General features: G+C 66.2%; 10 protein-coding genes. 1 reads left to right on the plus strand and 9 read right to left on the minus strand.

The genetic code is table 11. From position 1 onward, the window contains the following. The first annotated feature begins 65 nt into the window (after positions 1-65). On the plus strand, positions 66-2,498 hold the full coding sequence (locus tag HGB41_RS13605) for a TonB-dependent receptor plug domain-containing protein (protein ID WP_171085236.1): 2,433 nt from the start codon (positions 66-68) through the stop codon (positions 2,496-2,498). Between the two features lie 169 nt (positions 2,499-2,667). Here the strand turns inward: HGB41_RS13605 and HGB41_RS13610 are convergent, their stop codons facing one another. From HGB41_RS13610 to HGB41_RS13650, 9 genes are all read right to left on the minus strand, one after another. Further along, positions 2,668-4,206 (minus strand): hypothetical protein, encoded by a 1,539-nt coding sequence (locus HGB41_RS13610; RefSeq protein ID WP_229423019.1) that lies wholly within the window; start codon positions 4,204-4,206, stop codon positions 2,668-2,670. Further along, positions 4,203-6,179: a DUF4175 family protein gene (locus HGB41_RS13615; protein ID WP_171085238.1), complete on the minus strand. Its 1,977-nt coding sequence runs from the start codon at positions 6,177-6,179 to the stop codon at positions 4,203-4,205. Before HGB41_RS13615 ends, HGB41_RS13610 begins: the two co-directional genes overlap by 4 nt. Further along, positions 6,163-7,134 (minus strand): BatA domain-containing protein, encoded by a 972-nt coding sequence (locus HGB41_RS13620; protein ID WP_171085240.1) that lies wholly within the window; start codon positions 7,132-7,134, stop codon positions 6,163-6,165. Before HGB41_RS13620 ends, HGB41_RS13615 begins: the two co-directional genes overlap by 17 nt. Further along, positions 7,131-8,021, minus strand: coding sequence for a DUF58 domain-containing protein (locus HGB41_RS13625; protein WP_171085242.1), 891 nt, complete (start codon positions 8,019-8,021; stop codon positions 7,131-7,133). The genes HGB41_RS13620 and HGB41_RS13625 overlap by 4 nt, the downstream gene beginning before the upstream one ends. Before the next feature lie 2 nt (positions 8,022-8,023). Beyond that, entirely contained in the window at positions 8,024-9,028 is a 1,005-nt protein-coding gene (locus tag HGB41_RS13630; protein WP_171085244.1) for an AAA family ATPase, read from the minus strand. A gap of 3 nt (positions 9,029-9,031) precedes the next feature. Next, a complete protein-coding gene (locus HGB41_RS13635) occupies positions 9,032-9,652 on the minus strand; it encodes a DUF4159 domain-containing protein (protein WP_171085246.1) in 621 nt (206 codons plus the stop codon). 16 nt (positions 9,653-9,668) lie between these two features. Beyond that, positions 9,669-11,006 (minus strand): TldD/PmbA family protein, encoded by a 1,338-nt coding sequence (locus HGB41_RS13640; RefSeq protein WP_171085247.1) that lies wholly within the window; start codon positions 11,004-11,006, stop codon positions 9,669-9,671. Between the two features lie 12 nt (positions 11,007-11,018). Next, on the minus strand, positions 11,019-12,656 hold the full coding sequence (locus tag HGB41_RS13645; protein ID WP_171085249.1) for a TldD/PmbA family protein: 1,638 nt from the start codon (positions 12,654-12,656) through the stop codon (positions 11,019-11,021). 132 nt (positions 12,657-12,788) lie between these two features. Continuing rightward, a complete protein-coding gene (locus HGB41_RS13650) occupies positions 12,789-14,123 on the minus strand; it encodes a TldD/PmbA family protein (RefSeq protein WP_171085251.1) in 1,335 nt (444 codons plus the stop codon). Between the last annotated feature and the right edge of the window lie 7 nt (positions 14,124-14,130).

Here is a 14,130-nt window from a genome sequence, read left to right on the forward strand (position 1 = left end):
AAGCAGCAGTTATAGGAGACATGGTTTTCGTGATGGCGTGATTTAACTCTACAAAAGGGAACAAGATGGTGAATCAACCGAAGAAACGGGTATTGCTGGCAACCGCGCTGGTTTCGGCGATGGCATCGGCGTTCGCACAGGAAGCGGCGACCACGGTCGAAAAGGACATATCCACGGTGGTCGTGCTGGGTTCGCGTACCCAGGCCAAGACCGCACTGGACACCGCGGTGCCGGTAGGCCTGATCAGCGCGAAAGACCTGCAATCGGCAGGCTCGCTCGAACTCGGCAAGGTGCTGCAGGACCTCGACCCGTCGTTCAACTTCACGACTACTTTCATCAGCGACGGCACCGACATCATCCGCCCGGCAACGCTGCGCGGCCTCGGGCCTGACCAGCTGCTGGTGCTCGTGAACGGCAAGCGCCGCCACCAGCAGGCCCTGGTCAACGTGCAGCAGACCATCGGCCGCGGTTCGGCCGGCACCGACATCAACGCGATTCCCCTGTCCGCCATCCAGTCGATCGAGGTGCTGCGCGACGGCGCCGCCGCCCAATACGGTTCGGACGCGATCGCCGGCGTGATCAACATCGTCCTCAAGAAGGGCGCCACCGACACGCTGATCAGCGCCAGTGCCGGCACCACCAGCGAAGGCGACGGCGACACCTATACCGCCAGCGCCCACAAGGGCATGGCCCTCGGCCTTGATGGCGGCTACCTGAACCTGTCGCTCGAAGGCCGCCGCCGCAACGAAACCAACCGCGCCGGCGTCGACTCGCTGCGCGTGAACCCGCCGCGCGTCACCCAGCGCATCGGCGACTCGCTGGCCAAGGACGGCTACCTGTGGATGAACGCCGGACTGCCGGTCGGCGGCGGCGAGCTGTACGCCTTCGGCGGCGCCTCCAAGCGCACCGGCGATTCGTCAGGCTTCTTCCGCTCGGCGGGCGACGCGCGCAACGTGCCCTCGATCTACCCGAACGGCTTCCTGCCGAACATCATCACCACCGTCAAGGATGCCTCGCTCGGCGTCGGCTACAAGCACGACCTGGCGAATGACTGGAGCGTGGACCTGAGCGTCAACCACGGCCGCAGCGAACTCGGTTTCCACGAGCGTAACTCGATCAACGTCAGCTATTTCTACGAGACCGGCAGCTCGCCGTTAGAGGCCGACACCGGCAAGCTGAAGTTCGACCAGACCACCCTGAACCTCGACTTCAAGGGCTCGGTCGACTTCGCCGGCGGTCCGCTGTTCATCGGCACCGGCTTCGAATGGCGCCGGGATAACTACCAGATCGTCGCGGGCGATCCGGTGTCCTACCAGTACGGCCGCACCAACAACCCGGCCATCGTCATCCGCGACCAGACGGGCGGCATCGCCGCATCCGGCATCCAGGGCTTCCCGGGCTATACGCCGGGCACCGAAGTGGACGACGGCCGCCACAATACCGCCTACTACCTCGACCTCGAGCGCAAGTTCGGCGACTTCCTCTCGGCCGGCGCTGCAATCCGCCACGAGCGCTATTCGGACTTCGGCAACACCACCATCGGCAAGCTGAGCCTGCGCTACGACCCGTCGCGCACCTTCGGCCTGCGCGCCAGCGGCTCGACCGGCTTCCGCGCGCCGGGCGTGCAGCAGAAGTTCTACAGCTCGGTGTCGACCAACCTGAACTCGGCCGGCGTGCTGACCGAGACGCTGACCGCGCGCGAGAACAGCGCCGTGACCCGCGCCTTCGGCATCGCACCGCTGCAGGAAGAAACCTCGAAGAGCGCCAGCGTCGGCATGATCCTGCGACCGACCCCGAACTTCTCGGTGACGGCCGACTTGTATCGCACCAACATCGACGACCGCATCGTCTTCTCGAGCAATATCGCACCGGAGTCGGGCGCCTGCCTGACCGCAGCGGCCTGCCCGATCAAGGCGATCCTCGATCCGCTGCGCGTAGGCCAGGCGCAGTTCTTCACCAATGCGATCGATACCTCGACCACCGGCTTCGACCTGGTGGCGCAGCACACGACGCGCTGGACCGGCTCGACCCTGGTGCTGTCCGGCCAGCTCGGCTTCAACCGCACCGAGGTGAAGGACCGTAAATCGCAATCGGCGGTGCTGACCGGCACCCAGCTGTTCGACGACACGCAAGTCACGCTGATCGAGAAAGGCCAGCCGCGCCAGCACCACGTGGTGGCAGCCGACTACACGACCGGCCCGTGGAACGCGACCGTGCGCGCCAACTACTTCGGCGAAGTCGAAGGCCAGGGCTTCACGCCGGGCTTCATCCAGACCTGGGAAGCGAAGTGGATCGTCGACCTGACCGCCCGCTACAACTTCAGCAAGAAGTTCAGCCTGTCGGCCGGTATCAACAACCTGTTCGACACCTACCCGACCAAGTGGGATCCGGTCAAGGCATCGCCGTTCCCGCAACTGGGCTTCACTTACTGCTGGGAGACCTGCCCGTTCGGGATCAATGGCCGGTCGATGTACGCGAAGGTGGACTACGCGTTCTGATGGGATGATCCGGCCGATCAGCCGGACATCGTAGGGTGGGCAGGTCTTCCTGCCCACGCGTTCAACCAGTGATCGAGCAGCCCAAGCGGCCGATCCATCGTTAGCTATCACCGCGTGGGCGGAATCCGCCCACCCTACAAGTTCAAGATCGTTCGCAACGCCGTTGAATCTAACGGCGCTCGCGCCACCACAGCAGCAGCAGCGCCAGCGCAAACACCAGCGCAAACGGCCAGGCCGGAAATGCGGGTGCAGTGCCCTCCAAGGCTTTATTGGGAGTCCGGGCCGCATAGCGCGCAGTAGCATCGCGCCGCTGCGCCGCCTGCCACTGCGGCCAGTCACCCGGCGCGTACACATATTCCGCGTGCGCGCCTGCCTTCGCATCCTTCACCTCCAGCCAGCCCGACTTCTCCGGCCAGACCGCCACGCAGGCCTCATCCGTACGCTGCGACCATGTCCTGGTCAACTTCAGCTCCGGGAACGCCACGTCGCCCTTGACGCCCCGTGCACACAGTTCCATGCGCTGCCCCGGCAGCGGCAGTTCTTCCGGTTCCAGCCATTCGACTTCTTGCGGCCTCTCCACGCCGACCCGGTCGAGCACACCCTGCCACCACAGCGCCAGCGCCTGCGGCTCCGCGATCGCGTGGCGATGCCAGTCGCTGGCGCCGAGCCAGGCGATGCGGCCCTTCTGCCAGTTGCGGGTCCAGACCAGGTTGTCCGAACCGGTCCATTCGCCTGCTTCGCGCGACGCAGGATTGAGCGGCGCCGCCAAGAGCTCGAGCGGCGCATCGATCTTCTTGCCCGCCGCCTGCGCCTGCAGCGGCAAGCCCACCGTGCGTGACCAGACGCCGGGATCGTTGGCGTTCGCGCCCAGTACCAGCAGCGGCAGGCCGCCGGCGACGCGTCCCAACAATGCCGAACGCTCTCCGGCGCCGAGGCGCTCGAACCAGGCCGCATCGATCACCAGCAGGTTCGGCTCCTTCATCTCTTCGAGCGGGAATTCGGTACGGGTGATGGCGCGTCCCAGCACCACCTGCCAGTCGAGCAGCGCGCCGCTGCCGGCCAGCAGTTCGTTGAGCGTGCGCAGGTCGAAGGACGGCGCACCGAAGCGGCCTTGCACCTGCAGCATCGCCGGCGCATTGATCGTGAGCGGCACCGGACCTTCGGCGATGGTTATCCCGGCCGCGTCCAGCAGGCGTGCCTTGAGCACGACGCGCTCGGCCAGCGGCGGCAGCCAGTTCACGGCCAGCTGGCCCGTACCGCGTGCTTCGCCGATCACCTGGCCATTTTCGGCCAGCAGCTGCAGGCGCGCATCCTTCTTGTCTTCACGCTGCACGCGCAGGGTAAACGTGCGGCCCAGCGCCAACTGGCGCGGATAAATCAGGCGCAGCGTGCCGCCTTCCGGGCGCTGCCATTCCAACGGCAGCGCCGGCAAATCGTTCCACTGCGCCGCGCGCAGGCCGTCGCCCTTGACGGCAAGCGCGCGCACGCCTTCCAGCGTCGGAGCCGGCGCCGCCGGGTCGAGCGTGAGCGTCCTGCCGGCGTCGCCCGGCAAGCGGATGCCGGCCGCGAACAGGCCGAGGGCGGCCGCCGCCACCAGCACCAGCAGCGTATCGATCCATTGGCGGCGCCACGCGTACAGGCCCGCGCTGGCAAGGCCCGCGGCGCCGACCAGCGCCAGCATCAGGTTCGTGCTCATCACGAAGTTCATGGCCTGGCTCCATCACGCCAGGCGCGCACGAAGGGCGTTTCCACCGTTGGCCGCGCCTGCAGCAGCACCTGTCCCTGGCCCGCGGCATTGCGCAGCCAGGCGCGCAGCACCGGGCGGCAGGCGACGCAACCGTCCGCCACGTCCTGGATCGCAGTCTGGGCCGACAGGCGCTGGTCGTCGTCCGTGAGGCGGGCACGCACCCAGTCGTGGGCGGCGCGGGACCACAGCGCCGGCAGCGGGCCATTGCCCGACAAGGCCTGCACCAGCAGCTGCACGTCATCCGGCACACGCTTTTCGGCGCTTGCCTGCTCGCGCCGGTAGCTTGCCGTGCCATCCATCTCGCCGGTCATGCGTTTCTCTTCCTTGATCGGCGGCGGCACGAAGGCGGTCTTGTGCAGGTAGATGCGCTCGGCCTGCTGCAATTCCTTGATCGCTTCCAGGGCCTTGTGCTCGGGCGGGAGCGCCACTTTGGGCGTAATCGCGCGCAGCGCCTTCTCGGCATCCCACATCGCCATCAGCGCGCGGCGCAGCACTTTCTTGGTGTCTTCGTCGTACAGCGTGGCGTTCTCCGCCTCGTCGTGGGCATGGCCGTACTGGTGCAGGATGTCTGGCGTGCTGCCTTCTTCTGCCCCGTGGTCGTCATCACCATCGCCATCCGTGAACAGCGAGGATTCCTCGCCCAGGAACTGGCCGTAGCGGCGGCGCAGCGCGCCCTGGTCGGCGGCGATCTGCTGGCTGCGCTCGAGCACCGCATCCTTGCCCATCTTCGTGCTGCGCATGTCGGCCACCAGCTGTTCGGTATCGATGATGATCTGGCGCTGGCTGCGCAGGCTCTGCGGCTTGACCAGCATCGGCATTGCGGCGCTCTCCTCTTCCGCGGGTGCCAAAGGCGCCGGCAGGCGCAGTGTGTAGGTCGGCGACTGCACGGTATGCGGGCGCCCAGCGTTATCCGTGGCGCGCACGAAGAAATACAGCTCGTCGCCCGGCTCCATGCCCAGCTCCGCCAGCGACCAGGCTTTCGACCAGTTGCGCTGTTTCGGATCAGGCGAACCTGGGATGGGCATCTCGCGGTCGGTGAAACGGATGTTCTCGCCGCTGCCGCGCGCCAGCGTCATGTGCAGCGTGGCGCGCCGCACCAGGTAGTCGTCGTACACCTTGACGCCCATTGCAGCGCTGGTGGCGGTCTCCGATAGTTCCTGCACCATTTGCGTTGGCGCGGTGATCGTGATTTCAGGCGGCGCATCCGGCGTGACCTTGACCGTGTAGCGGTTGCCGCGCCAGCGCCAGAACACCGATTCGGTCGCGGTCCAGCGCGCGCAGTCCTTGCCGGGCTTGAGCACCTGGCCGTTGCTGACTTCGATCGTCTCCTGCGGGGTCGCGCCGTCCTTCAGGCACCAGGTGATGACGGTCTGCTCGGGCACGTGCAGGTCGCGCGGAGCTGATTCAATCGCTTTCACGCCGGTATAGGACGGTGGCGCGGTGCGCACCACCAGCTGGCCGGCGACTGGCGCGGCAATCGCTGCCTGCGCCTTGCCGGGCGCAGCGACGGGGGCTTGCGGCGCGGCGCCGGAGAACCAGACGGCGGCGGCCAGCGCGACGCTGGCCAAAAGCCAAAGCCAGCCGGCCTTCACGCGTGTGCGCACGATGCGGCGCAATTGCGGGCCGCTGACGCTGGCGTCCAGCCGGTCGAGCAGGCGGCGGCGCTGCAGCTGGGCGACCGGCGTGGCCGCGTACTCGAGCAGCGCGCTGCTGTCTTCCATTTCGGGGACGGCGCCATCGAGCCAGCCGGTCCATGCATAGCCGACCTGGCGGCGCAGGATGGCCCAATCCCAGGAGCACCACGCAATCCAGGCGATCAGGCCCGGGGCCGAGCGGATGAACAGCCAGGGCAGCGCGCCCGCGATCCAGAGCGGCAAGCGGCGCAGCTGGGCGGCACGCCAGACGCGCCGGACAATCTCAGCGCTTTCTTGCATGCGTCAGGATCCTTTCGAGTACGAACAAGGCCACCAGCGCAGCCATCAGCATATCGCGCAATGCGCCGCTCGCTTCGAGTACACGGGCCGATGGCGATGCCGCAAACACGCGCGAGGGCATCGTGTAGGCGGGCGGCCCGGCATGCAGGCGCTGCCAGTGTTCCAGCAGCGTGCGTGCAGCGTCGGCGCTCTTCGGCGGCCAGGCGGCCGAATGCCAGAGGCGGCCGCGCGGGCTGTCCGCGTAGCGCAGGCCGTCCACCTGCGGGGCATTACGCAGCTCCGGGAAAGCGGCCGTATTGGCAACAAGCCACAGCGGCGCGCGCAGCGATGGCGGCGGCGCCTCGGGGCGGTCCCAGACGATCAACGCGGTCTTCGCGCCCGGCGCCTCGTCGACGATCTCGCCGCCGGCAGCGAAGACGCGGCGCCACTGCTCCAGGCGCTCGCTGGCGACGTACACGTGGCGCTCGGCAGCCTCCGCCGGACGCGCCAGCGTGCGCAATTCGATCTTGCGCCTGAATTCCGGGGTCAAGGCCGGCATGGGAATATCGCCCAGCACCAGCAGACGGGCTTCGGGACGCCACTCGCGCTCGTGCGCGCGCAGCCAGCCGATGGCCTGCGCCGCAGGCATGGCGACGCGGTCGGCCTCAAGCAGCCCGGCCTGCCCCACCTGGCGGTCGACCCAGCCGGCGTCGGTGCCGCTGGCAACGATGACCGTATCGCCGCGCCATGGCATGACCGGGTCCGCCAGCCAGGCGATGGCGCAGGCCAGCAGCAGGCAGCGCACAAAGAGCAGAATCAAGTCGTTCCAGCGCCAGGCCCGCGTCTGGCGCGGCTCGGCGCGCGGCAGGAAGCGCGCGGTGGCCAGCGGCTCCGCCTTGTGCTGCTCGCGCTTGCGCCGGTGCCACCAGACCGGCAGCAGCAGGATTGGCAAAGCGAACCACCAGAGCGCATTCATGGACGGCTCCCCGGGCGCCGCAGCCACAGGCGCAATACCTCGCCCGGCGGCTGTTCGATGCGCGCCGCCACCAGCGGGATATCGCTCTTGCGGCATTGCGCCGTGACTTGCGTGAAGTGTTCTTCGCGGTTGCGGCGATAGCCTTCCTGCAGGTCGGCGCCGAAGCGGAACACGCCGCTGCCCTGCTCCGGGTCACGGTAGGCGGGCGTCGACGAAAAACTGGCATCCACTTCCGCCTGGGTCTGCAGGCAGAGCACGCGCACGTCGTGGCGCTTGCCGCGCAGGCGCAGCAAGGCTTGCGACAGCGGCGACGGCCAGTCGAGCAGGTCGCTGGTCGCGAAGATGACGCTGGGGGATTGCGCAAAATGCAGGCTGGCGCGCAGCGTATCGGCATCGGGCAGCGCGCCGGCCGGCTCCACGCGGCTGAGCTGGAGCAGCACCCGCTGCAGGTGGCGCGGTCCGCGCAGGGCCGGAGTGAACTGCACCTTGCCCTCATTCAGGATGACTAATCCGAACGCATCGCCCTGGCGCTGGGCAATGGCGGCCACGCAGCCGAGCAACGTGCGCGCATACGCCAGCTTGTCGACGCCCTCGACGCTGCGGCTCGGTTCCGACATGGACGCGCTGGCGTCCAGCACCAGCCACACGGCCACGTGGCTGTCGCGCTCCGCCTCGCGCACATAGTAGCGGTCGGCGCGCGCCAGCAGTTTCCAGTCGACGCGGCGCCACTCGTCCCCGGGCGCATAGGCCCGGTATTCCGAGAATTCGACACCGGCCCCGCGCTCGCGCCCGGCATGGATGCCGTGGCCGAGCCCCGCCAGCACATGGCGGATCACGAGGTCGAGGTTCTGCGTGTGCGCGATCAGCGCGGTCTTCGCCAGCGACAAGGTTAATCGATCCGGATCTCGTTGCGCAGCGCGTGCAGGATGTCGGCGATGGCGACGCCGTCGGCTTCCGCCTCGAAGTTGCGCAGCACGCGGTGCGCCAGCACCGGCAGCAGCATCGCCCCGATGTCTTCGCGCGTGACTGCCAGGCGCCCCTGCATCAGGGCGCGCGCCTTTGAGGCCAGCACCAGCGCCTGGCCGGCGCGCGGACCGGCGCCCCAGCCCACGTGCTGCTTGACTGCCGATACGGTGGTCTCGGACGGGCGAGTCGCACGCACCAGGCGCGTCGCATAGCGCAGCAGGTGCTCGCCGATCTCGATGTCGCGCACCAGCTGCTGCAGGCGCAGCAGGGTTTCGACCGTCATCGCCGGCTCGGCATCGTCCAGGCCCGCGTGGGTGGTGCGCGAGACCATCAGCACTTCTTCGTCTTCGGTCGGGTAGACCACATCGATGCGCAGCAGGAAGCGATCGAGCTGTGCTTCCGGCAGCGGATAGGTGCCGGCCTGTTCGATCGGGTTTTGCGTGGCCAGCACGAAGAACGGGCGTGGCAGCTTGTGCGTGGTGCCGGCAAAGGTCACCGCGCGCTCCTGCATGGCTTCGAGCAAGGCCGACTGGGTCTTCGGCGGCGCGCGGTTGATCTCGTCCGCCAGCAGCACCTGGGTGAACACGGGACCCTGTTGGAAGCGGAACACGCGCTGGCGGGTGCTGGTGTCTTCTTCCAGGATCTCGGTGCCGACGATATCGGACGGCATCAGGTCCGGCGTGAACTGCACGCGGCGGAACTGCATGTCGGTAGCCTGCGCCAGCGATTTTACGAGCAGCGTCTTGCCCAGGCCCGGCACGCCTTCGACCAGGGCGTGGCCGCCGGCCAGCAGGCAAGTCACCAACAAGTCGACCACGTTTTCCTGGCCGATGATCACGCGCGCCATGCTCTCTTTCAGCGCGCCGACTGCCGCGCTCAGGCTGGCGATTTCCTCCTCGTCCCACTCCACTGCATTACGTTCCGCCACTGCTCATGCTCCCAACGCGTATTGAATGATATTGACCGCGAAGCGGGTGTTGTCGACCGCGAGGAACCGCTTGTTGCGGAAATCGTAGTCCCACTCGCATCCGTAGTCCTTGTTCGAGTACAGCAGGCGCACGCGCCCGCCGAATTCGATCGCCTTCAGGTATTCGTGCACCAGGTCGTCGCCCCAGCCATTGAGCTCGCCCGAGGTGGTCGGCGGCCCGTCGAACTTGAAGAAGCACGAATACAGCGGATGCGTATTCGGGATCTTCTTCAGCGCCGAGGCGCCGAAAATCCTGGTCATCTCGGCCTCGAACGACTTGGCGAACAGGCCGTCGATGTCGTGGTTGCAGTCATCCACGAAGATGAAACCGCCGCCGCGCACATAACGCTCGAGGTTGCGCCGCTCGGCTGGCGTGAACTGCACCAGCTTGTGCCCGGCGAAATAGCAGAACGGCGCCTGCAGCATTTTCGGATCCGACAGCGCGACCATGCGCTCTGCCGGATCCAACCGCAAGGTGGTGTACTCGACCAGCGAGTTCAGCACGTTGCTGGGCGTACGGATATCCACGTCCCAGTCGCCCGATTCGTACATGAGGCGCGTGAAGTAGAAGTCGTAGGTTGCCATCAGCGCGCCATCGAACTTAAACCGCGTCGGACAGCGAGGTGAAGTTGAAGTCGCGGACTTTCATCGGCGGCAGCACCATCTGGAACGGCGCCTCGTCGCCACCGATGACTTCCGGCTTGCCCAGTTCGTCGATGTTGTTCAGGATGGTGACCGGGCTCTCGTTGAAGCGGAAGTTCTTCACCGGGTGCTTGATCTTGCCGTTCTCGACGTAGAAAGTACCGTCGCGGGTCAGGCCCGTAATCAAGAGCGACTGCGGATCGACCATGCGGATATACCAGGTGCGGGTAACCACGATGCCCTTCTTGGTGCCGGCGACCAGCTCTTCCAGCGACTTGGTGCCGCCGGCCATGATCATGTTGCCGTGGCTGGCCGTGGCCTGGTTGCCGGTCTTCTGCGCCCAATATGGCGAATAGCCGAGCGAGGCGATGCGGCCGTTCTTGACGATGTCGGTGCGCTTGCGGGCGATCATGGTGTTGTTGTCCCACGGCGCCACCGGCACGTCCGGGTTCCATGGGTCGGCCCAGATGTTGACCTGTTCGTCGAACAGCTTCTCGCCCAGGCGGTTGCCGCCGCCCTTCTTGGCCAGGAAGCTGCGGCCTTCGTCCGCGGCGCGGGCGCCGAGGGAGCTGAACATGTTACCCAGGATTTCCGAGGTCGCCGCCGGTTCCAGGATGACGGTGTAGCGGCCCGGTTCCAGTGCCTTGGCGTCGACCGAGCGCAGTGCCTTGTCGATCGCGATGTCGGCCGCTTCGCGCGCGTTGAAGCGGCGCGCATCGACCGCCGAGCGGGTCACCCATCCCGAACCGCGGCCGTCTTCGGTGCGCGCGGTGCAGGTAAAGGAGAGGTCGGTGAATTCCTGGAAGCCGAACACGCCCTTCGAGTTGGCGATGCAGGCGAAGCTGCTGTTATCGGTGAAGAAACCGGCGGTCACCAGCTTCTTGGCGCGCGCGGCGCCGATGGCGGCAGCGGCCACTTCGGCGCGGTAGTCCGGGTCGATGCCGGCGGTGGACGACATGAAGGTCTTGGTGGTGAGGTAGTCCTGCTTGCTCACGCTCGGGACGAATTCCGGATTTTCCGGGGCCAGGCGCGCCAGCTCCTCGGCGCGGCGCACCGCTTTTTCCAGCGACTTGTCGTCGAATTCGTTGATCACGGCGGTACCCACGCGCTTGCCGAAAGCGACGCGCACGGCCAGTTGCATGTCTTCGGTCAGGCCAGCGGTCGACACGCTGTTGCGCGCGAAGCGGATGTTACCGGTGCGGTTGCCCTGGATCGACACGTTGCACTCGTCGGCCTTCGAGAAAGCGATCACGCGGTCGGTGATGCGTTTTGCTTGTTCCTGGTTTAGCTGTTTCATTTTGTCTCCTCCTCAACCGATCTTGCGTGCGGTGTTGATGACGTTGATGCCGTTAAAGCGGGCGGTAGCAGAGCCGTGCGACACCGCGCTGACCTGGCTCGGCTGGCCTTTGCCGTCGAAGAACGAGCCGCCCATGCGCCAATCGCGCTCGTCGCAGATGGCGCTGCAGGCGTTCCAGAATTCCTGGGTGTTGGTCTGGTAGGCGACATCTTCGAGCGGGCCGGCGATCTTGCCGTTCTTGATCTCGTAGAACAGCGTGCCGCCGAACTGGGAGTTGTAGCGCTGCTGGTCGATCGAGTAGGAGCCGCGGCCCAGGATGTAGATGCCCTTCTTGACGTCCTTGACCATCTCATCTGGTGTGAGCCTTGCTTTGCCCGGTTCCAGCGACACGTTCGGCATGCGCTGGAACTGGATCGTGCTCCAGCTGTCGGCATAGGAACAACCGTGCGATTCCTTTTCGCCGATGATGTGGGCCTGGTCGCGCGTGGCCTGGTAGTTCACCAGGATGCCGTTGCGGATGATGTCCCACTTCTTGGCGCGCACGCCTTCGTCGTCGTAGCCGATCAGCCCCAGCGAACCCGGGGTGGTGCGGTCCGCCACGAAATTGACGCGCTCGGAGCCGTACTTGAATTTCTTCGATTCCCACTTGTCCAGGCCGACGAAGCTGGTGCCGGCGTAGTTGGCTTCGTAGCCGAGCACGCGGTCCAGTTCCGTCGGGTGGCCGACGTTTTCGTGGATGGTCAGGAACAGGTGTTCAGGGCTCAGCACCAGGTCGTACTTGCCCGGCTCGACCGACTTGGCCGACAGCTTTTCGCGTGCCTGCTTGCCGGCCAGGCGTGCATCCTCGACGATGTCGTAGGAGTTCGTGTACAGCGTGGTCACGCCGCCCGCAGCCTGCACCTTGTCGCTGGCTTTCGCATCAAAATACTCGTAGCCCATCGACACCGGCGAACTCAGGCCCGCGCGCGAGCGGAACTTCCCGCTGGCCTTGTCGACGGCGGTCGCATTGATCGGGGCCCACAGGCGGTGGATGTCCTGGTCGATGTAGGAGCCGTCGGTCGAGGCGAAGTATTTCTGCTGGTTGATCTGGAACAGCGAGGCGGTCATGAAGCTCGCGCCCGCATCCATGCCGGCCTTGTTGGCGGCGATCAGCATGTCGGCCTTCTGCTTGACCGGGATGCTGCGCCAGTCTTTCTTGACGGGCGTGGCCCAGGCCACGTCGCCGACGCCCTCTACCTTCGCCAGGCGCACCGGCTCCGACTGCAGCTTGGCGTTGGCCCTGGCGATGGCCACGGCCTGGCGCGCCGCGTTGGCGATGCCGTCCGGCGTCATGTCGTTGGTCGAGGCAAAACCGTAGGCGCCGTTGGCGATCACGCGCACACCGACGCCGCTCGATTCGGTGTTGCTGATGTTCTCGACGTTCAGGTCGCGCGTGATGATGAACTGGTTCAGGTAACGCCCGATGCGCACGTCGCAGTAGGACGCGCCGGCCTTGGTGGCGGCGTTCAGCGCGGTGTCGGCCAGGATTTTCTTGGCGCTGGCCGCCATCGGGTTCATGAGCTCATCGGCGGCGATGGCATTGCCAAAGACCGGGACGAGCATGGCGCCGGCAGTGCCGGCGCCGATGTGGAGGAATTTGCGGCGTTCCATTTGAGTTTCCGTTTGTTTCGTAGGGTGGGCGGCTTCGCCGCCCGCGCGTTCAAATCAGGCATGAACAGACGGTTCGTCGATTCATAGGTGAGTTGAACGCGCGGGCGGGAGACCCGCCCACCCTACGGGTGCTTAGACTGCGTCCGACAGCGACGTAAAGTTAAAATCGCGGATCTTCATCGACGGGATCAGCATCGAGTAATTCGCCTCGTCGCCACCGATCACGACCGGCTTGCCGATTTCCTCGATATTGTTCAGCATCGTCACCGGGCTCTCGTTGAAGCGGAAGTTCTTGATCGGGTGCTTGATCTTGCCGTTTTCGATGTAGAAGGTGCCGTCGCGGGTCAGGCCGGTCAGCAGCACCGACTGCGGGTCCACCATGCGGATATACCAGGTACGCGTCACCAGCACGCCCTTCTTGGTGCTGGCGATCAGGTCTGCGGTGGTCTTGTCGGTACCGGCCATGATGATGTTGCCGGCGGTGCCGATCGCGCGCTGGTTTTTCTTCTGGCCCCAGAAGCGCGAATAGTTGAGCGCATTGATGCGGCCATCCTTCACCAGCTGCATCCGCTCGCGCGGCATCATGCCGTTGTCCCATGGGAGCACCGGCACGTCCTTGTCCCACGGGTCGGTCCAGATATTCACCTGCTGGTCGAACAGCTTGTCGCCCAGGCGGTTGGCGCCGCCCTTCTTCGACAGGAAGCTGCGGCCCTCGTCGGCCAGGCGCGCATTGAAGCCGCCCAGCATGGCGCCAATCAGGTCGCTGGTGGCGGCCGGTTCCATCACCACGGTGTAGCGGCCCGGCTCGAGCGCCCGTGCATCCACCGAACGCAAGGCCTTTTCGATGGCGACATCGGCTGCTTCGCGCGGATCGAAACGGGCGACGTCGCGTGCCGAGCGCTTCACCCAGCCCGAACCGCGGCCGTCTTCGGTGCGCACGGTGCAGGTGAAGTCGAGCGAGGTCGCGGCCTGGTGGCCGAACACGCCGTTAGAGTTGGCGATGCTTTCAAACGACGAGCGGTCGGTGAAGAAGCCGGAGGCGACCAGGCCCTTCTTGCGGCAGGCCTCCATCGCATAGGCGGCAGCCTGCGCGCGGTATTCCGGGTCGATGTCGGCGGTACGCTGCACGAAGGTGTCGGAAGTCTTGTAGCCGGTCCTGGCGATCGCCGGCATGAATTCCGGGTTCTCCGGCGCCAGGCGCGCCAGGTCTTCGGCGCGGCGCACGGCCCGCTCCAGCGACTTGTCGTCGAACTCGTTGATGGTGGCGGTGCCCTGGCGCTTGCCGAAGGCGACCTGCACCTGCAGCTGCGTGTCGTCGGCCAGGCCGGCGGTGGAGACGGCATTGCGCGCGAAGCGGATATTGCCGATGCGGCTGCCCTCGACACTGACGATGCACTCGTCCGCCTTCGAGAGCGACATCACGCGATCCGAAATGCGCTTGGTTTGTTCCTGGGTCAGGATGCTCATGAAGTGT

The sequence above is a fragment of the Telluria aromaticivorans genome (assembly GCF_013003915.1).
GTDB lineage: Bacteria > Pseudomonadota > Gammaproteobacteria > Burkholderiales > Burkholderiaceae_D > Telluria > Telluria aromaticivorans.

Coding starts and splice junctions, on each gene's coding strand:
- HGB41_RS13620 (WP_171085240.1), bottom strand. CDS start 7,134: ATGAATGCGCTCTGGTGGTTCGCTTTGCCAATCCTGCTGCTGCCGGTC.
- HGB41_RS13605 (WP_171085236.1), top strand. CDS start 66: ATGGTGAATCAACCGAAGAAACGGGTATTGCTGGCAACCGCGCTGGTT.
- HGB41_RS13645 (WP_171085249.1), bottom strand. CDS start 12,656: ATGGAACGCCGCAAATTCCTCCACATCGGCGCCGGCACTGCCGGCGCC.
- HGB41_RS13640 (WP_171085247.1), bottom strand. CDS start 11,006: ATGAAACAGCTAAACCAGGAACAAGCAAAACGCATCACCGACCGCGTG.
- HGB41_RS13610 (WP_229423019.1), bottom strand. CDS start 4,206: ATGAACTTCGTGATGAGCACGAACCTGATGCTGGCGCTGGTCGGCGCC.
- HGB41_RS13650 (WP_171085251.1), bottom strand. CDS start 14,123: ATGAGCATCCTGACCCAGGAACAAACCAAGCGCATTTCGGATCGCGTG.
- HGB41_RS13635 (WP_171085246.1), bottom strand. CDS start 9,652: ATGGCAACCTACGACTTCTACTTCACGCGCCTCATGTACGAATCGGGC.
- HGB41_RS13615 (WP_171085238.1), bottom strand. CDS start 6,179: ATGCAAGAAAGCGCTGAGATTGTCCGGCGCGTCTGGCGTGCCGCCCAG.